The 18,513-nt window shown below is 67.2% G+C and carries 17 protein-coding genes; 7 read left to right on the top strand and 10 right to left on the bottom strand.

Going from position 1 to position 18,513, the window contains the following annotated elements; all coding sequences use genetic code 11:
* Positions 1 to 42: 42 nt before the first annotated feature.
* Positions 43 to 657 (bottom strand): DUF1942 domain-containing protein, encoded by a 615-nt coding sequence (locus C1A30_RS09875; RefSeq protein WP_101948077.1) that lies wholly within the window; start codon positions 655 to 657, stop codon positions 43 to 45.
* Positions 658 to 838: 181 nt separating this feature from the next.
* Here C1A30_RS09875 and C1A30_RS09870 point away from each other — a divergent pair, with 181 nt between their 5' ends.
* The 5 genes from C1A30_RS09870 to C1A30_RS09850 are packed head-to-tail and all read left to right on the top strand — an operon-like array spanning position 839 to position 5,106.
* Positions 839 to 1,417, top strand: a complete 579-nt coding sequence (locus C1A30_RS09870) for a YdcF family protein (protein WP_101948076.1) — start codon at positions 839 to 841, stop codon at positions 1,415 to 1,417.
* Between the two features lie 17 nt (positions 1,418 to 1,434).
* On the top strand, positions 1,435 to 2,448 hold the full coding sequence (locus tag C1A30_RS09865) for a TIGR03617 family F420-dependent LLM class oxidoreductase (protein WP_101948075.1): 1,014 nt from the start codon (positions 1,435 to 1,437) through the stop codon (positions 2,446 to 2,448).
* A 55-nt stretch (positions 2,449 to 2,503) separates the two neighbouring features.
* Positions 2,504 to 3,310 carry an ABC transporter ATP-binding protein gene (locus C1A30_RS09860; RefSeq protein ID WP_101948074.1) on the top strand — a complete coding sequence of 269 codons (807 nt, stop codon included), beginning with the start codon at positions 2,504 to 2,506 and terminating at the stop codon, positions 3,308 to 3,310.
* Positions 3,311 to 3,315: 5 nt separating this feature from the next.
* Positions 3,316 to 4,134 carry an ABC transporter permease gene (locus tag C1A30_RS09855; RefSeq protein WP_160112721.1) on the top strand — a complete coding sequence of 273 codons (819 nt, stop codon included), beginning with the start codon at positions 3,316 to 3,318 and terminating at the stop codon, positions 4,132 to 4,134.
* A gap of 12 nt (positions 4,135 to 4,146) precedes the next feature.
* The gene (locus tag C1A30_RS09850) at positions 4,147 to 5,106 is read left to right on the top strand and encodes an ABC transporter substrate-binding protein (protein ID WP_101948072.1); all 960 of its coding nucleotides are present in this window, start codon (positions 4,147 to 4,149) and stop codon (positions 5,104 to 5,106) included.
* Here C1A30_RS09850 and C1A30_RS09845 read toward each other — a convergent pair.
* Together C1A30_RS09845 and C1A30_RS09840 are read right to left on the bottom strand one after the other, a co-directional pair.
* A complete protein-coding gene (locus tag C1A30_RS09845; protein ID WP_101948071.1) occupies positions 5,093 to 5,953 on the bottom strand; it encodes a bile acid:sodium symporter family protein in 861 nt (286 codons plus the stop codon). The genes C1A30_RS09850 and C1A30_RS09845 overlap by 14 nt on opposite strands.
* Positions 5,954 to 6,034: 81 nt before the next feature.
* Positions 6,035 to 7,549, bottom strand: coding sequence for an MFS transporter (locus C1A30_RS09840; protein WP_101948070.1), 1,515 nt, complete (start codon positions 7,547 to 7,549; stop codon positions 6,035 to 6,037).
* 155 nt (positions 7,550 to 7,704) lie between these two features.
* Between C1A30_RS09840 and C1A30_RS09835 the strand changes: the two genes are divergently transcribed.
* Positions 7,705 to 8,205, top strand: a complete 501-nt coding sequence (locus C1A30_RS09835) for a hypothetical protein (RefSeq protein ID WP_101950099.1) — start codon at positions 7,705 to 7,707, stop codon at positions 8,203 to 8,205.
* Here the strand turns inward: C1A30_RS09835 and C1A30_RS09830 are convergent.
* On the bottom strand, positions 8,159 to 10,999 hold the full coding sequence (locus C1A30_RS09830; RefSeq protein ID WP_160112720.1) for a BTAD domain-containing putative transcriptional regulator: 2,841 nt from the start codon (positions 10,997 to 10,999) through the stop codon (positions 8,159 to 8,161). The two genes, C1A30_RS09835 and C1A30_RS09830, sit on opposite strands and share 47 nt — an antisense overlap.
* Before the next feature lie 54 nt (positions 11,000 to 11,053).
* Here C1A30_RS09830 and C1A30_RS09825 point away from each other — a divergent pair, with 54 nt between their 5' ends.
* Positions 11,054 to 13,390 (top strand): AAA family ATPase, encoded by a 2,337-nt coding sequence (locus tag C1A30_RS09825; protein WP_101948068.1) that lies wholly within the window; start codon positions 11,054 to 11,056, stop codon positions 13,388 to 13,390.
* Here the strand turns inward: C1A30_RS09825 and C1A30_RS09820 are convergent.
* From C1A30_RS09820 to C1A30_RS09795, 6 genes are read right to left on the bottom strand one after another with little or no spacing between them, the layout of a single operon-like run.
* Positions 13,347 to 13,640, bottom strand: a complete 294-nt coding sequence (locus C1A30_RS09820; protein ID WP_101948067.1) for a hypothetical protein — start codon at positions 13,638 to 13,640, stop codon at positions 13,347 to 13,349. The genes C1A30_RS09825 and C1A30_RS09820 overlap by 44 nt on opposite strands.
* On the bottom strand, positions 13,640 to 14,377 hold the full coding sequence (locus C1A30_RS09815; protein WP_101948066.1) for an SDR family NAD(P)-dependent oxidoreductase: 738 nt from the start codon (positions 14,375 to 14,377) through the stop codon (positions 13,640 to 13,642). Before C1A30_RS09815 ends, C1A30_RS09820 begins: the two co-directional genes overlap by 1 nt.
* 2 nt (positions 14,378 to 14,379) lie before the next feature.
* A complete protein-coding gene (locus C1A30_RS09810; protein WP_101948065.1) occupies positions 14,380 to 15,144 on the bottom strand; it encodes an SDR family NAD(P)-dependent oxidoreductase in 765 nt (254 codons plus the stop codon).
* Positions 15,141 to 16,514 carry an MFS transporter gene (locus C1A30_RS09805; RefSeq protein WP_101948064.1) on the bottom strand — a complete coding sequence of 458 codons (1,374 nt, stop codon included), beginning with the start codon at positions 16,512 to 16,514 and terminating at the stop codon, positions 15,141 to 15,143. Before C1A30_RS09805 ends, C1A30_RS09810 begins: the two co-directional genes overlap by 4 nt.
* A gap of 30 nt (positions 16,515 to 16,544) precedes the next feature.
* The gene (locus C1A30_RS09800) at positions 16,545 to 17,423 is read right to left on the bottom strand and encodes a polysaccharide deacetylase (protein WP_101948063.1); all 879 of its coding nucleotides are present in this window, start codon (positions 17,421 to 17,423) and stop codon (positions 16,545 to 16,547) included.
* Positions 17,424 to 17,426: 3 nt separating this feature from the next.
* On the bottom strand, positions 17,427 to 18,425 hold the full coding sequence (locus C1A30_RS09795) for an asparaginase (RefSeq protein ID WP_101948062.1): 999 nt from the start codon (positions 18,423 to 18,425) through the stop codon (positions 17,427 to 17,429).
* Positions 18,426 to 18,513: the final 88 nt, after the last annotated feature.

Raw genomic sequence — 18,513 nt, 5'->3', positions numbered from 1 at the left:
CGATCCGCGATGTGCCCGCGTAGCGAGCGACAAACTACCGAATCAGCGATGCCCGCCGCCGTTGTTGAAGCCCGGCTCGGCCACCTCCGACTCGGTGAGCCCGAAGGGCCCTGGCGCTTCGACCTGCGGCGCGACGTCGTCCCCGCCTGTGGTGGTGGAGCCGTCGGTGGCACCGCCGCCATCAGTGGCGCCGCCGGCGCCCTCGGTGGACTCGCCCGTGACGTCCGGGGCGCCGCTGCTGATCGGGGTCGGCGAGACCCACACCAGCAGATCCTGAACACCGTCGTTGTAGACGACGCTGTTGGGTGTGTCGCCCACGACATCGAAGTAGATCTTGCCCGGGATACCGCCGCCGATGATTCGGTAGGTCTGTCCGCTCTCGGCACGGGCGTTGAACAGCGCGGCGATCGGAATGCCGCCTTCGTTGGTCACGTCGGCCTCGTACAGCCGACCGTTGTGCGGCACGGCGTCCGAACTCGGATTCAACCCGTGCACGATGTAGGTGATCATCGGGTTGCCATAGGCGTCCTCGAGTGCCTCCGGCTGACCGAACACCTTGATGTTGTTAGCCGCCCCGGCGGGCGCGGCCGTGACTGCACCAAAGCTGAATGCGATTGCGGTGGCGGCGACCACTCCCGCCAATTTGTTGACCTTCACCCTTACTCCCCTCATGCCATGACGCTTCGACCTGCGGGAACGTTACCCTCCCGGACGGGAAACGAAACGCAAAATGGATTGATCTTGTTTGCGCCGTGTCGCCGGTAACGAATGGGGGCGTCGGCTCGATTACACCGTCAGTAACATTCTTCTCATCAGTCCCAACCGTTGCGGAGGGCACATGCGTCGCCGATGGAGAGCCGCGCTCGGCGCGGTCGCCGTTTCGGTGGCTGCCGTGTTGGGCGGTGTGTCCCCGGCGATCTCGCAGGCGCAACCCGCGGCCGCGGGAAAGGACTTCACGAAACCGGCGATCGTGATCCTCGGCTACGGGCTGACGCCCGACGGGTCGATGCGCGCGATCCTGCGCCGCCGGGTGATGACGGGGTTGATCGTCGCGCAGTTCTTTCCGCAGTCGCCGGTCATTGTCACCGGCGGTAATCCGCAGAACGGCAAGACCGAGGCCGGGCAGATGCGCAACATGCTGATGCTGCTCGGCTTCCCGGCGAACCGAATCATCGTGGAGGACAGGGCGAATAGCACGGTGCAGAACGCACAGTTCTCGGTGCCGTTGGCCAAGCAGGCGGGCACCACCGGGATCATCCTGGTGACGTCGACGACACATCAGGGCCGCGCCGACGGCGACTTCGCCGACGCGGGCGGCAACATCCTCGCGACGGTGAGCTTTCCCGACGGCAGCCCCGGCACCAACGTCGCGCAGTTCGCGCGCGACGCGATAAGCCCGTTCGTCAACGTCGGCTAGCGGCGTACTGTTCGACCGTGCGCGTCGACGTGATGACGGTCCCGCAGCCGTTGGGAAAGATCGGAGACCTCGCGCGCCGGACGCAGGCCGCAGGTTTCGACGGGATGCTGTTCACCGAAACCGGTCGGACGGCGTATCTCAACGCCGCCGTCGCATCGCAGGCCGCACCCGGCTTGGAGCTCTCGACCGGCGTGGCGGTCGCCTTTCCCCGCAGCCCGTTCGTCACCGCCGCGACGGCGTGGGAGTTGCAGGAAGCCACCGTGGGGAAGTTCCGCCTCGGCCTTGGCACCCAGGTGCGCACGCACGTGGTGCGGCGCTACGGCGCGCAGTTCGAGCGGCCCGGTCCGCGCCTGAGGGATTACGTGCGCGCGGTCAAGGCCTGCTTTGCAGCCTTCCGCACCGGCAAGCTCGATCACCTCGGCGAGTTCTATCGGCTGGACTTCATCACGCCGCAGTGGAGCGCAGGCCCCATCGACGCACCCGATCCCAAAGTCGATGTGGCAGCAGTGAATCCGTGGATGTTGCGGATGGCCGGCGAGGTCGCAGACGGTGTGCACGTGCACCCGCTCGGCGAACCCGGCTACCTGGCTCGGCATGTGATGCCGAATGTTGCTGAGGGAGCGGCGAAGTCGGGCCGGTCGACGGCCGACATCGCGGTGATCGTGCCGGTGATGACGATCGTCGGCGACACCGACGAGGAGCGCGACCACGAGCGCGAACTGGTCCGCGCCAGCATGAGCTTCTACGGCAGCACCCCGAACTACGCGTTCATCTGGGACGAGGCAGGCTTCGAAGGGACGACGGCGCGGATCCGCGAAAAGCAGAAGGCCGGCGACTTCGCGGGGATGGCCAAGCAGATCACCGACGACCACATCGCCACCTTCGCCACCGAGTCGACGTGGGACGGCCTGGCCGACGCCCTGAGCAAGAAGTACGGCGAAATCGCCACCCGCATCGTGCTGTACAACGCAGTCGGCGACGCGGACCGGTTCGAGAAGTACGGCGCCGTCGCCCGAACCCTCGCCCGGTAATGGCCTTATGGTCAGGCCTTGATTCAGCCTGACATCAGACCGTAACGTTGCTCACATGCCTGGAGCACAGCCCGCGCATCTCGAAGCCGACCGGGTGCGGATCGAATACCGCAATCCCGACACGCGTGCCGTACCCACGCTGGCCGTCGCCGACGTCAGCCTCAGCGTCGCACGCAACGACTTCGTCTGCATCGTCGGCCCGTCGGGCTGCGGAAAAACCACCTTCCTCAACGCCGTCGCCGGCTTCACCCCGATCGAAAGTGGCGTGCTGCGCCTCGACGGTCACGACATCCCCGGCCCCGGCCCCGACCGCGCCATGGTGTTCCAGCAGCCCAGCCTGCTGCCGTGGCGCAAAGTGCTCGACAACGTCACCTACGGCCTGGAACTGGGCAAGCAACTCAAGCGGCGCGAAGCCCGCGACCGCGCCAACGAACTGCTCGAACTGGTCGGCCTCTCCGGTTTCGGCGACCGCTATCCGGCCCAACTGTCCGGCGGCATGCAGCAGCGCGTCAATCTGGCCCGCGCGCTGGCCGTACAACCGCAACTGCTGCTGCTCGACGAACCGTTCGCCTCGATCGACGCCCAGACCCGCGAAGTCATGCAGGTCGAGTTGCTCCGCATCTGCGCCGCACAACGCGTCACCGCGTTGTTCGTCACGCACGACATCAGCGAGGCGGTGCTGCTGGCCGACCGGGTGTGCGTGTTCGGTCCGCGTCCGGGCCGCATCATCCGCGAGGTCGAGGTGCCGTTCGAACGTCCGCGCGCGCAGAGCATCCGACGCTCGCCGGAGTATCTCGCGCTGGTGGAGGAGATATCCGAATTGCTCTACAGCCCCGAAGCGATCGCAGGAGGCGTGCACTGATGGCGGTGACCGCGACGCGGCCGGTGACCGCCCGCCGGAAACCGGACAGCCCGCGACCGCGCCGCAGGCTCAACGCCAAGTTCGTCTACGGCACCGGCGCGGTCGTGGCGGTGCTCGCCCTGTGGCAGATCGTGGCGATGCTGCGGATCAAGCCGGCGATCATCCTGCCCGGCCCGTCCGATGTCCTCCTGGCGTTCCAGCAGTTGTTCGCCAGCGCGACCATCTGGAGCGACCTCGCGGCCAGCGGCAAGGAACTGCTCTACGGACTGGTGCTCGCCACCCTTGTCGGGTTGCCGCTCGGTCTGCTGATCGGCTGGTACCGAAGGCTGTCCTGGGCGGCGAGCCCGTTGATCAACTTCCTCTACGCCACCCCGCGCATCGCGCTGACGCCGCTGCTGATCATCTGGCTCGGAATCGGCCAGACGTCGAAGATCGCGATCGTCTTTCTGATGGCGATCTTCCCGATCCTCATCAATACCGCCAGCGGCGTGCAGAACCTCGATCCGGCGGTGCTGCGCGTGGCGCGCTGTTTCGGTGCGAACGATCTGCAGATCTTCCGCACCATCGCACTGCCGGGATCGGTGCCCTTCATCATCAGCGGACTGCGACTCGCGGTGGGCCAGGCGCTGATTGGTGTCTTCGTCGCGGAATTGAGCGGCGCCACCCACGGCGTCGGCATGTTGATGAACAACGCCGGTCAGCAGTTCCAGACCTCGGTGGTGTTCGCCGGACTGTTCATCTTCGCGATCACCGGTGTGGTGCTGACCGGACTGCTGCGCGCGGTCGAACGGCGCTTCGCCGCGTGGCGACCCGAATCACATTGACGGAGAAGGGCTATGAAACGAATCTGGATCCTCGCTGCTGCCGCCGCCATGGCGATGACCGCGTGCGGCGACAACGCGGGCCCGCAAGCCTCCGGCGGTGACCCGAACTCGATCACGTTGAGCTACAGCCAGGTGGTCGCCGACGAACTGCCGTTCTGGATCGCCGACGAGGCGGGGCTGTTCAAGGCGCAGGGCCTGGATGTGAAGCTGACCAACCTCAGCAGTTCCGACGGCTTCCCGGCGTTGATCTCCGGCCAGACGCAACTCGCGTCGATCGGGGCGCCGGAGATGGTGTCCGGCGCCGCCTCCGGCGGGCAGGTGAGTTACCTGGCCACGCTGACGCCGGTGTTCATCTACGAATTGTTCACGAAACTCAAGACGCCACAGGAGCTGAAGGGCAAGCGGGTCGGCATCACGTCGACGAGCGGTTCGCTGTACATCGCCACGTTGGAGGCGCTGCATCAACTGGGGCTGCAGCCGAGCGACGTGGCGCTCACGCCGTTGGGTTCGGTGACGAACGTCAACAACGCGCTCGTGGCGGGCACGATTGACGCCGCCCTGTCGCATCCGCCCACGACGACTCAGTTGGAGGCGGAGGGATTCCACTCGATGCTGGACTTGGCGACGCAGAACATCCCGACGTCAAACGTGGGCATCGCCGCCACCGACGCCTATGTGCAGACGCACGGTGATCAGATCCGCCGGTTCATGACCGCGGTGCAGCAAGCGATCAAGCGGGAGAAGACCGACGAGCCGTATGCCGTCAGCGTGCTGTCCAAGCATCTGAAGGTGACCGATCCCAAGGCATTACACGACACCTGGGCGTACTACACGAAGGTGCTGCCAGACGTGCCGACGCCCACCATCGAGCAGCTGCAGACCTCGGTGGACCAACTGGCGCCGACCAACCCCGCGGTCAAGAACCTCGATCTCAAGACGCTGATCGACGCGTCGTTCGTCAGCCCGCAGTAGGGCCCGGAATAGAGCTATGTGACCGCGCCAGTAACCGCGAAATCGGCAGCAGTATCAGCAGACTGACGATCGCGACAACGACCACCATCACCACAACGCTTGGGTCACTGAAACTTTGGCCGCCTACCACCAGCGCCGCGGCGATATTGCGCTGAGCGGTTCCCAAGCCGAGTACGGGTCTGGTGTCCGCCGCAGGCCCGCCGAGAACCCATCCCGCGGCATATCCGAGCGCGATGAACAGCAGGCCGGCCAGGATCGCGCCGGTGCCGAACACGGACAGCACCTTCTTGAAGTTGACCACCACCAGCAGCACCACCACGAGGATGAGGCCGAGGCTGGACAGGCGATCGAACAGCGGTTTGGCCCGCGTGGCTGCAGCGGGAAACTTGGCATTGACACCGAGCGCGATGCCCAGCGGAAGGAGCATCGTCACCACCAGCGACGCGGCGATCCGCGCCGGATCGACCGTCACCCCTGGTAGCAACAGCGGCAGCACGAGCGGCATGTAGGCCACCGTGATGACCATCAGGAGCACCATCAACGCCACCGCGAACGCCAGGTTTCCGGCGGCGATCTGCGTGAGCTTGGGCAGGAACGGTGCGCCTGCTGCCGCACCAAGCAACAGCAGTCCAACGCCAAGCGGTTCGTCGAGCCGCAGGACGCGGGCAAGTAACACCGCGGCGGCCGGCATCAGCACGAAATTCGCCAGGAGCGACAGCACCACCAGCCGGATATTGCGCAGCGGAGCAGTCACCTGAGCGACGGTGAGTCCCAGCCCCATGGCCACCATGCTCGACACGACGAACACGAGCGTCGCGATCGGAACGGCCTTCCCCAGAACTTCCATGCTGGCCTGAGTATGGGCCTTGTCCCGAAGATATTGGCTCAGACCGTTGAAGAAGTTCGCTGACGACGTCCGGGTCGCCGGTCAGGTCGAGTACGGCCGGGTGGCGCCCTCCGCGCGGACCGAACCGCGTCGCCGAGTGGCGCCCTCGACGGCCAGCGGGGTTGCGATCTCTTCCAACGACTTTCCTTCGGCATCGACGGCCAGGAACCAGGCGACCAAGCCACCGGCCATCATCACACCCGCGCCCAGCAGATAGCCGAGGAACAGCGAGAACGAGTCGGAGCCGTCGCCGATCAGTGCACCGTAGATGACCGGGCCCAGCGCGCCGAAGCACTGGGCGATCGCGAAGAACACCGCGATCGCCTTGGCCCGCACCTCGAGCGGGAAGATCTCGCTGACCGTCAGATACGCGGCGCTGGCCCCCGCCGACGCGAAGTAGAAGACGATGCACCACGCGATGGTCTGGGTGATCGCATTCAGCGCGCCGGCGTTGAACAACACCGCGCTGACGGCCAGCAGCAGGCCGGACAGCAGATAGGTCCCGGCGATCATCTTCCTGCGGCCGATGGTGTCGAAGAAGTGCCCAATGGTCAACGGGCCCGTCAGGTTTCCGACCGCGAACGCGATCAGGTACAACGGTGCCGACTCCGACGCCACCCCGTAGAACTTGCCGAGCACCAGGGTGTAGGTGAAGAAGATCGCGTTGTACAGGAACGACTGGCTGATCATCAGCGACGCACCCAGGATGGATCGGGACGGGTACTCGCGGAACAACACCCGGGTCAGCGCCAGATAGCCGATCTTCTCGGTGGGCCGCAGTTCGATGGCTTTGCTTTCGTCGACCTTCGGCAGCGTCACGCCGGTGGCCTCGACCTCTTTCTCGATGTAGGAGATCGACTTCTCGGCGGCGTCGACGCGGCCGTTCATCACCTGCCAGCGCGGGCTTTCCGGCAGATGCCGTCGCACGAACAGGATGATCAGGCCAAGCACCGGCCCGAGCAGGAACGCCAGCCGCCAGCCGAGGCTCAGATCGATGGCCTTGAGGAAGACGAACGTGCCGAGCGTGCCGAGAATCGCGCCGCCCCAATATGTTCCGTTGACCGCAATGTCGACACGGCCGCGGTATCGGGCGGGGATCAGCTCGTCGATCGCGGAGTTGATGGCGGCGTATTCGCCGCCGATGCCCATGCCCGCGATGAACCGGGTGACGTAGAGGAACACGATCCAGCCCGCGCCGTTGCCAAGCGTCAACGCCGTCAGACCGCTGCCGCCCAGGTAGACGCCCAACGTGATCATGAACAGGTTGCGCCTGCCGAGCTTGTCGGACAAACGCCCGAAGAACAGCGCGCCGACCACCTCGCCCGCGAGGTACACCGTCGCCATGAAGCCGACCGCCGTCGACGACAGGCCGAGGGTTTCCTCCTGCGTCAGCGTGTCGGCCACGGCGCTGGCCACCGTGATCTCCAGGCCGTCGAGGATCCAGGCCACGCCCAGCGCGACGACCATCCGGGTGTGGAACGGCGACCACGGTAGACGGTCGATTCGGGCCGGAATCAAGCTTCGGATCACGCCTGGTGCCTCGGTTGGCGCTGCCATGACCGCCTCCTTGCGAAAAGCACAAATAGTGGAGATCGCTTTCCCTCCGAGCGGTGGTCGCAAACCTGCCCGTTGACGAGGACTGCAATCGCGCTGCAGCGCGGCTGCAATGCCGCAGACCGATCCTGACCTGGGTCGTCGCGAAGAGGAGCGTCATGAAGTCAGGCACTCAACACCGAGTCCGGCACAAGATCGTCGAGTGGTTGCGACGCTATGCGCCCAATGAGATCGCAGGATGGGTCGGCCAGATCGGGGCCGCCGCGGCCGCCCATGCGCTGACGGGCTCGTACGCCGCTGCGGTCATCGCCGCCACCATCGGCGCATCGGCCGGCTACTACGCGGCCGCCTACTTCAACGCCGCACGCTGGTCTTACCGCGCACAAACCGAGCGAAGCCGGCCGATGCGTGTGCTCGTCGCCAACGGTCTTGCGGCGCGCAGCATCGCCGTCGAATTCGGGCCTGCCGAGGTGATCGACAGCGTCACCATCAGACCGATCGCGCTGTACTTCGGCCCCTTGGTGGTCGGCAGCACGGCGGCCGGCTTCGTCCTTGGCAGCGTCGTCGCCGATCTCGCGTTCTACGTGATGGCGATCTTCAGCTACGAACGCTTCACCAAACTGCTGGCCCGGCCTCAATCCGCAAGTGTGCCCGCATGATCGCGGTGACCGCCGCGCGGGCCGCCGCGGCCAGGTCGCGGGCGCTCCCGACAGCGCAGTGGTGCGCGAAGTCCGCGGCGCTCAGCTTGGCCCGCAACATGTCCTCGGCGCTCGCGAGCCGCTCTCGTTCGCGACCGTAGGTGGGGGTCTGCTCGGGCCGGGTCACCGCGCCCAGGGCCTGCACCGCCGCGACGTACTCCCCCAGTTCGGTGAGCGTCGGCACGAGATTGCGCATCGTGGTCAGCAGATAGGACCAGGATCCGGCGTCCAGCCATCGCTCGATCACGTCGACGTACAACGGCAGCACATCGGGGGTTGCGGCGGTGCGTGAGCGCAGCGTGATCGCCGAAACCCGCGCGACGCCTCCGACGTACGTGCTGCCCGCGGAGTCCGCGAGTTCGATGGCGCGGGTGAACGCCGCCGACGCGGTGGCGGGGTCGGCGTCGAGCACCGTTTCCCCTTTCAGGTAGGCCAGCCAGCTCTGCAGTGTGGGGCTCACCGCGCCCTTGGCGAAGCGGCGGTCCAGTTCGACCCGGTGCTTTCGGGCCGCATCGTGCTCGCCGCCGTAGGCCAACGACATCACCACCACGTAGCGGCCGACCGCTTCGTAGTACACGTCACGCGCGCGGCGGGCCACCGTCACCAGTTCGGACGACCAGCTGCGGGCGGCTTCGAGGTCACCCGTGAACAACGCGCAGTCGGCGAGGACTTCCAATGCGCGGCAACGTGTTTGGTCGTCGGATGCGTCCGCAAGCGCGCCGTCGGCGAGCCGATGTGCCACGTCGAGCTGTTCGGCGATGACGTGCAGGTAGGCGACCGACGAGTCGACCGCTGCGCGCAGGTCGGGCCGGTCGGCCACCAACGGCTGAAGCTTGGCAGCCCAGCCCAACACCTCGGTGTGCAACCGCGATACCCCGAACCAGTGCAACGCCGTCGACATCTGCACCGAGGTCTCGACATCGATGCTGCGGGCGCGGGTGTGCGCCAGCCGGAGCTCATCGATGAGCTCGACGATCCGGCGGTGCGCCGCAGGCTCCTCCGCGGTGCGCAACGCGGTCGCTGCCTGCTCGGCCGCGGCGGCGAAATGCTTCAGATGCCTGCGCTCGGCGTCCTCCGACGGCGGACCGACCGCCGACCGTACCGTCTTCAGCATTGTGTAATACGTTCTGCCGGAACGCACCTCGACGCTGAGCAACGACCGCCGGGCCAGCTCGTCGATCACGTCGGGCGCCACTTGAAGCACCGCCTGCGCATCACTGCGACGGACCGCCCCTGCGAACACCGTCCAGTCGACCAGCGCCTCGCGCGCATCGTGCGGCAGCAGGCGCTCGGACCATTCGATCGCCGCGCGCAACGTCCGGTGCCGCGGCTCGCCACCCCGACGCGCCAAACCGCCCAGCTGCGCCTCGAGCGACGAGTCGATCTGCTCGGCCAGATCCTCGATACCCAGCGCGGCGACCTGCGCGGCGGCCAACTCGATTGCCAACGGCAACCCGTCGAGCCGGCGCACGATCGTGGTGACCGCCGCCGAATCGGACGCGGTGACGGTGCCTGGCCTGACGGCATCTGCTTGCCTGGCGAAGAACCGCTGGGCCGGGGAGTCGGGTCCGGAGCAGTCCAGCGGAGCAAGCGGCCAGGCGTGCTCGCCGGGCATTCCCAGCAGTTCCCTACTGGTCGCGACCACCCGCAACGGCGACGGCTCGGAGGGCAGCACCGCCTGCAGCACGTCGCACACGGCGTCCAGCACGTGCTCGCAATTGTCCAGCAGGACAACGAGATCCATGGACCGGACGCGTCGCAACGCCGTCAACGGCGCGCCGCCGTCGCTGGTCAAACCAAGCGCGGTGACCACCACGTCGGGTACGGCCGAGGCATCGGTCACCGCCGCCAGTTCGACCACCCGCACCCCGCCGCTGTGCGACGGCGCCCGACGCCGGGCCACCTCGCGGGCCAGGGTGGTCTTACCGACCCCGCCGGGCCCGACGACGGTGACCAGGTTGCAGCGGTCGACGAGCCTCGCCAACGCGGCCAGGTCGTCGTCGCGGCCCACCAGTCCCTCGTTCGGCGTGACGACGACCGGTCGCGGCGGTGCCGCGGGCTTGGCGTCGAACGCGTCACGCTGGGCCTGCCGCAACCGTTCTGACGGTTCGAGCCCGACGGCGGACAGCGTGTCGTAGGCCCGTCGGTACGCCTCGAGCGCCTCGGCCGTCCGGCCACCGCCGCTCAGCGCGCGGATCAGGATCTCCCAGGCCCCTTCGTCGAGCGGCAGTTCGGCAAGAAGCGCCTCGGCCTCCGCACCGGCGGCGGCGAAGTCGCCGGCTTTCTGCAGCGCGGCGGCCAGTTGTTCGCGGGCGCCGATCCGGAGTTGCTCCAGCGCGCGGGCTTGCGCGCATACGGTGTCGAGTTCGGCGAACTCGCCGAAAGCCGGTCCGTGCCACAGCGCTAACGCCGAGCGCAAGGTGTCTGCCGCCGCCGCCGGAGCAAGCGGTTTGGCAGACGCCACGAGGCGTTCGAACTCGATGGAGTCGAGTCGGATATCGCTGGTATCCAGACAGAAGCCGCCGCGGCTGGCGACGATGCGGCTACCGACGGCCGCGCGCAGTCGGGACACGTAGCTGCGCAGGGTGCGCTCGGCGGTCGGCGGCGGGTCGTGGCCCCACAGCGCGTCGATCAGCGTGTCCGTCCGGACGTGTTGGCCCGGGTGGGCGGCCAGAACCGCGAGCACCGTGCGCTGGTTCGGGCTTGTCGGCGTGACGTCCGTCCCGTCGGCAAACGCTTCGAGCGGTCCGAGCACCCGAACCTGCATAGCTCACGATAGGCCGTATCGCCCGCGCTAACGTGGGCATTCATGGCAACGGACGGTCTCGTGCTCACCGACGAGTTCCGCCATGCGCTCGACCTGCTTGCCGGCGGACGGCACTTGTTTCTGACCGGTAAGGCGGGCACCGGCAAGTCGACGCTGATCCGGCAGTTCATGGCGCAGACGGACCGAGCGGTGGTGGTGGTCGCGCCGACGGGCATCGCGGCGCTCAACGTCGACGGCTACACCATCCACCGGCTGTTCGGCTTCCGCACGACGACGACGCTGGCCGACGTCCGCGACGGTGCATATCGGCCTGGCCGCTTCACGAAGACGTTGGCGTCGCTGCAGACGTTGATCATCGACGAGGCGTCGATGGTGCGCGCCGACGTCTTCGACATGCTGGCTGCGGCGCTGCAGCGGTTCGGGCCTGCCCCCGGCGAACCGTTCGGCGGCGTGCAGATCGTGTTGGTGGGCGACCTGTACCAGCTGCCGCCGGTGGTCGGCGAGGGCGAGGCTGAGTACTTTTCGACGGCCTACGAGACGCCGTACTTCTTCTCCGCGCGGAGTTTTCGCCGTGACGACTTCCCGACCGTGTCGTTGACGACAGTGTTCCGTCAGCTCGGCGACGACCGAATGACCGCCATTCTCAACGAGATCCGCGAGGGCGTGCTACTCGGCCATGCACAGGAACAGCTCAATGCCCGCGCGGACAGGGAGTTCGTTCCGCCGGACGACGAGTTCTGGATGACGCTGGCGCCGACGAACCGTCTGGTCACCGCGCGCAACCGACAACAGCTGGAACGGTTGCCCGGCGACGAGTTGGTGCACCACGCAAAGGCTTCTGGTGATTTGTCGCTGTTCGACCCGCCGGTCGAGGAGACGCTGCGGTTCAAGGTCGGCGCGCAGATCATGATGCTGAACAACGACCAGAGCGACCGCTGGGTGAACGGCACCATCGGCCGGGTGATCGGCGTCGACTACGACCGCTACGGCGCGGTGGTGGAAGTCGAATTCGCCGACGGCTCCTGTGCGGACGTGTCGCCGTACACGTGGGAGGCCACCCGGCCGGTGGTGTCCGGCGGTTCGCTGAGCCGCGAGGTGATCGGCTCGTACACGCAGTTGCCGTTCAAGCTGGCGTGGGCGATCACCATCCACAAGGCGCAGGGGCAGACGCTGGAGCGGTTGGTGGTCGACCTGTCCGGTGGGATGTTCTCGACGGGCCAGTTGTACGTGGCGCTGAGCCGCTGCACGTCGTTGGCGGGGCTGGTGCTGAAAAGGCCTGTGCTGCCGAAGGATCTGAAGACGGATCGGCGGATCGCACGGTTCCTGCGCAGTTCGGTCGACGACGGCAGCGCGCGGCGGTACTGCGCGATCGGGATGCTGACCGTCGGCGACGAGGGCCGGATGTCGCGGCCGCGGCCGGTGGAGTTGGCGGTCGCATTCGACGACGGCACGGCGGTGTCGACCCTGATCAATCCGCAGCGGGATCTCGCTGATGCCCGAACGGCGTTCGGTATCAACGTCTCTGACGTGTTGCTGGCGCCGACGTTGCGGGAGGCGTGGGCGGTGATCGCGCCGATGCTGGCGGGCTGCACGCCGGTGGGTGCCGGGATCGACGAGACGCTCGGCTTGATCGACTTCGAGCTGAAGCGACTGGGACATGTGACGGCGATGCCGCTCGGCATCGAACTGGCCGGTGTGCGGCCCTCGGGCCGGACAGCGTTGGAGCGGGCGCAGTCCGAGTTGGCTGCGCACACGGCGTCGGAGTCCGAACAGGGCTCGTCGGCGTTCGAGGAACCCGAACCGGCGGAGTCGGTTTCGGGGCTGCTGGTCAGCCGCGACCACGCCGTGCCGACACCGGCGGCCGACCATCTGCCTGGCCTGTCGGCGCTGCTGCGGGTCAGCCGTGATGTCGGTGCGGTGTTGTTGGGAGCCGAGCCGCTCCACCAGTTGGATTCGTCGTGGGCGGCGCGGCAGTCGGTGGCCGATCAGCTGCGGGCGGCCGCGTCACGGGTGCAGGTGCCCGCGGTGGTGGTGGAGCGGCTGCAGCAGGCGTCTCAACTACTGGGCAGCGAAATCTTGCCCGAGTCAACCTTTTTGGAGCGCGACGACATCGGCTCGGTGCTGACGCCGGGAGCCCGCATCTGTTTCACCGGGACCGCGCAGGACAGTGCGGGCCGGATCGTCGAGCGGTGGGAGATGGAGGAACTGGCCGAGTCGGCGGGACTGAAGCCCGTCAAATCGGTGACGAAGACGCGCTGTGAGGTGCTGGTCATCGCGGAGGCGGGCACGCAATCCGGTAAGGCACGCAAGGCGCAGGAGTACGGCAAGCCGGTGTTCACGGCCGACGAGTTCCTGGAGTGGGTGTCGGCGCCTCGTTGAGCCCGGCGGCGCTGACGGACCGGTGGTCGAGGCCTGTTCGCTCGCTCACCACGTTCACCAGGTCGTCGTAGGTCCGACACACCACCGACACCCCCGTGGGGCCGCTGACCATCCATCCCGACGTGATCGCCCGTATCTGGTCGCGCTTCATCAATGCCGCCAGGCGGTTGGCCACCGCGGACCGGCGTCGCGGACCGGCGACCAAGTCGGCGGCCCAATCCGGTGGTGCACCTGCACATCCGCCGCACATCAGGGCATCACGTCGCCCGAGTTGGGTCCGAGAACCTGGCCGACATAGAGATTGCCACCGGGATCGGACGCCAGCAGGACGGCCGTCGGCGCGATCTCGTCGGGAGTTCCGAACCGCCCGAGCGGAAGTTCGGCACGCTTGTCGCGCTTCCACTCTTCGTCGATTCCGGCGACCATCCGGGTATCGATGGGCCCAGGCGCGATCGCGTTCGCGAGCACTCCTTGGTCGGCCGTCTCCAGCGCGATCGACTTCGTCAGCGCGATCACACCTGCCTTGGCCGCCGCGTAGTGAGCCAGCGACACACCGCCTTTGATGGCCAACTGCGAAGCGATGTTGATGATCCGACCACTTCGCTGTTGCAGCATGGGCCGCAGCGCCGCGCGGTTGAGCAGAAAGACCCCCGTCAGGTCCACGTCGAGCGTCTCCTGCCAACGTTCGGTCGACATGTCCGCCGCGGGCGACTGCGTCAGGATGCCATGCGAACAGACGAGAATGTCGAGCCCGCCATCGTTTTCGACGATGTCGGAGACCACCGCGTCGACCGCCGATTCCATGGTGACGTCCAATACGTGGGCCCGCCGCGCACCCATCGCGGCGGCGAGTCCCATGACTTCGGGATCGCGGTCGGCGGCGGTGACCACCGCGCCGGCCTCGACGAACGCGGCGGCGATCGCATGCCCGATCCCGGATGCGGCGCCGGTCACGAGTGCTCTTCTGCCGTCGAGAATTTTGGGCATGGTCAGTCTCGCATCGCCACGGTCAGCGCGCCGTCGACGACGATGGCCTGACCGCTCACGTAGGACGCCTGCGGGCTGGACAGGAACGCAATGACCTCGGCTACTTCGCGGGGATGTCCGACCCGGCCCCACGGGATGTAGCCGCCCGCACGGTCGAGGCCCTCGGGACCGAGCGAATTGACCGCGTCGGTGGACTGCGGTGTGCGGATCAAACCGGGGATGACGGCGTTGGCGCGGATTCCGCGGGGGCCGTATTCGACTGCGAGACTGCGGATCAGCCCCAGCACGCCGGCCTTGGCGGTGGCGTAATGCGCGTGCTCCTGCCAGCCGTACACGCCGCCGGCGATCGACGAGATCGCGGTCACCGATCCACCCTCACCCATGTGGCGGAGTCCGGCCCTGGCCGTGCGCATCACCCCGTGCAGGTCGACGTCGAGCAGGTCGTGCCACCGCTCGTCGGTGATGTCGGCGAACGCCGATCCGCGCAGGATGCCCGCGTTCGCGACCGCGATGTCGATGCGCCGCCACGCGGACATCAGGGCGGCGGCGAACGCATCGACGGAGTCGGTCGACCGCACGTCGACTTCCACGATCGTTCCTTCCCCGCCCGCGTCGTGCACGTCGCGCAACGTGGTCTCCGGATCGTGCGGGTCGCCGGGAAACGTCCCGATTCCGACGCGAATACCCCGTTCGGCGAAGCACACCGCGGTCGCGGCGCCGATTCCCGAGGCGGCGCCGGTGATCATCGCCACGGGTTGATCGCTCATGACTGCACCTCCGTGATGGCTTGTGCCTGTTCCCGCGCCGCAGCCGCCGTGGGCGGCGCCACTTTGTGTGCGCCGAGGACGACCACACCCGATACGACGGTGCCGACCGCTCCTACCCAGAACGCCGCGGTCGCGTACCCGATGGATGCGGCGGTCAGCCCGGTGAGGATGAAGCCCGAGATGATCGCGCCGGGTTGCGACATCGCCCCGATGAATGCGCTACCCGTTGCGCGGCAATCGGTGTCGAAGCACTCGGCCTGGAAGAACATGATCGCGGCGTACGGGCCGAGCAGGAAGAACAGGCCCATCATGTACGTGACGAGGACGTAGGCGTCGTTCGAGGGTCCGAACAACATGGCCGCGAAGAACACGCCGGCCAGCAGCCAGCCGACGGCGATGGTGTTGCGCCTGCCGAACCGGTCGCCGGCCCAGCCGTGCGCCAGGTAGCCCGCAACACCGACGATGTTCGACAGCACGACCAGGATGAGGGTGCTCGACGCGTCGATGCCCTTGCCCTGTTCGAGCACAGTCGTGCCGAGCACCGAAAAGGTCTGGATACCAAACCAGTTGAGCAGCCAGGCCAGCGACAGCACCACCGTGTTGCGCAGGTGCTTGCCGGTGAAGATCCGCCGGTACGGCGCGGCGGTCTGCTCGACGGTCGCGGTGGCCGCCGCCAGGGCAGTGGCTTCGTCGTGCCTGCCCTCGCGACGCAGCTTGCGCACCGTCTGTTGCGCCTCGAACTGCGGGCTCTCCTTCAGGGTGCGGCACAGCAGGGCGACCAGCACGGCGGGGATGGTCGCCAACAGGAAGGCGATGCGCCACGCGCCCTCGCCGAAGACCGAGGTGACCACGGCGACGAAGCCGGCCGCGAGCAAGGCGCCTGTGGGCCAACCGGTTTGCACCATCGAGTAGACGAATCCGCGCCGCTTCTTGATCGCCTCGTCCTCGGTGAGTTCGTAGAGCTCGTTGAGGTAGGTGGCGTTGACCGACTGTTCGGCCAGACCGAGTCCACTGATCGAGCGGACGCCGACCAGCGACGCCGCACCGAAGGTTGCGGCCGTGGCCGCCGACGACGCGGCGGTGCCGCCGACCGAGATGATCATGCCGCGACGCCGGCCGAGCTTGTCCACCATCGGGCCGACCAGCAGCACCACGATGGCCGTGCCGACGCTGACCAGTGTCGAGACGAGAAGGGCGTGACTGGTGGACCACCCGAACGACTCCGCGATGCGCGGCAGCAGTGTGCCGAACAGGATGAAGTCGTAAACCGCGATGGTCCAGGCGATGTAGGCGATCCCCGACGCGCGACGCGTCTCCCTGCCTGAAACCCGGCGCAGCCCAGGGCCTACGGAGGCGTTCGATGATGACATTGGCCGATCCTTATTGTCTGGGTGAACTGGTCAGGCGCGAGGACGCCGCTTCTTGAAGTCCTCGGCGATGGTGTCGAAATTGGCCCAGGTGATGCCGTCGTGCGAGTTGATGTGCTCGATGAGACGTTCCAGCATGAGCAGCACTTGCGGGCGGCCCGACACATCCGGGTGAATGGTGAATGTGAAGACCGCGTAGTCGCTTTCGCGGTACACCCAGTCGAATTGGTCGCGCCACATCTCTTCGATGTGTCGCGGGTTGACGAAGCCGTGGCTGTTCGGGCTGCCCTTGATGAACATCATCGGCGGCAGGTCGTCGAGGTACCAGCTGGCCGGGATCTCGACGAGGTCGGTCTCCTCGCCGCGCACCAGGGGCTTCATCCACTCGGCGGCCGGCTTGTCGTAGTCGATCGGCGTCCAGGAGTCCCCGACGCGGACGTAGTAGGGCTCGAAGTCGCGATGCATCAGCGAGTGGTCGTATTTGATGCCGCGTTCGACGAGCAGCTCGTTGGTGACCCTGCTGAACTCCCACCAGGGCGCCACATAGCCAGTCGGCCGCTTTCCTGTTCGCGTATTGATGAGATCGATGCAGTAGTCCAGGATTTCGGATTCCTGCTCGCGCGTCATGGCGATCGGGTTCTCGTGGCTGTAGCCGTGGACGCCGATCTCGTGGCCCGACGCCACGACCGTGTCGAACTGCTCCGGGAAGGTCTCTATCGAGTGCCCGGGCCAGAACCAGGTGGCGGGAAGGTTGTACCGCTCGAGCAGTGTGTTGAGCCGGGGCACGCCGACCTCGCCCGCGAACACGCCGCGGGAGATGTCACCCGGCGAGTTCTCACCGCCGTAGGAGCCCAACCACCCGCCGACGGCGTCGACGTCGATGCCGAAGGCGACGAAGATCTCTTTAGCCATTGCTCATTCCTCCTTGTCATCCGCGTAAAGCGCGATCATCGAGTCGACTCCCGGAGCGTTGTCGTCGTGTTGAGATAGCCACAGCGCCAGGAGAATTCGAAGTTGTGTTGCCGGCAGCGCCGGTGCGGCGGGAACCCCCGCCGCGATCAGGTCGGCCCCGCCCCCGTTGCCGTAGACACCGGCCACCGGCCCCTCGGGAACGCGTGTCGACAGGACCACGGCCACTCCGTCGGCAACCAGTTCCCTGGCGGCGTCGACGACCTGTGGGTTGGCGTTGCCGATGCCGGTGCCCGCCAGCACGATTCCCCTGGCGCCCGCCGCGACCGCGGCTCGCATCAGCGTGGCGTCGGCGCCTGGATACATCTCGACGAGGTCGACGCGGGTGTCGTCGAAGTCGGCGGTCGGCCGCGAAAGGGGTTGAGGCCGCTTGGGAATCGCGCTGATGGCCACGGTGCCGTCGGTGACCGCACCGATCCGCGCGCCCGACACCGACCCGAACGCCGCCAGGGCTGTCGTGTGCAGCTTGCGGGTAGCGCGGGCGGGCAGTATCTGGCCGGCGAACACCACCAACACCCCGATCCCCCGCACGTCAGAGGATCCCGCGACGACGACCGCGTCGGCAAGGTTCTGCGGCCCGTCGGCGTCGAGGGCGTCGCTGGCGCGTTGGGCACCGGTCAGCACCACCGGCCGTGGGTCGTCGTGCACGAGGTCCAGCAGGATCGCCGTCTCCTCCATGGTGTCGGTCCCGTGCGTGACGACGATGCCGTCGACCGGATCGTCCGTGCGGGCGAGAAGCGCGGCGACGGCGTCGCTGATGGACCGCAGATGTTCCAGCCTCATGCAGTAGGACCCCACGGTCATCAGGTCGATCGATTCGACCTCGATGCCGGTCACCTTGGCGGTCTGCAGCAGGTCGGCGGCCGACCGGGTGGCGACGACACCGCCGTCCGACGCGGTCGACGCGATGGTGCCGCCGGTGGCGATCACGGCAATGCGGGTCATCGGCGTCCAGGTGCGCTGTGGCGGTCGTAGCCGTCGGTTGTGACGGCTGTCTCGGGGTGGCGCATGTAGCGAGTGAAACACAGCACAA

It is taken from the genome of Mycobacterium sp. 3519A (assembly GCF_900240945.1).
GTDB lineage: Bacteria > Actinomycetota > Actinomycetes > Mycobacteriales > Mycobacteriaceae > Mycobacterium.
The sequence above is the reverse complement of the archived record's forward strand: the minus strand, read 5'-3'. Positions and strand labels throughout refer to the sequence as shown.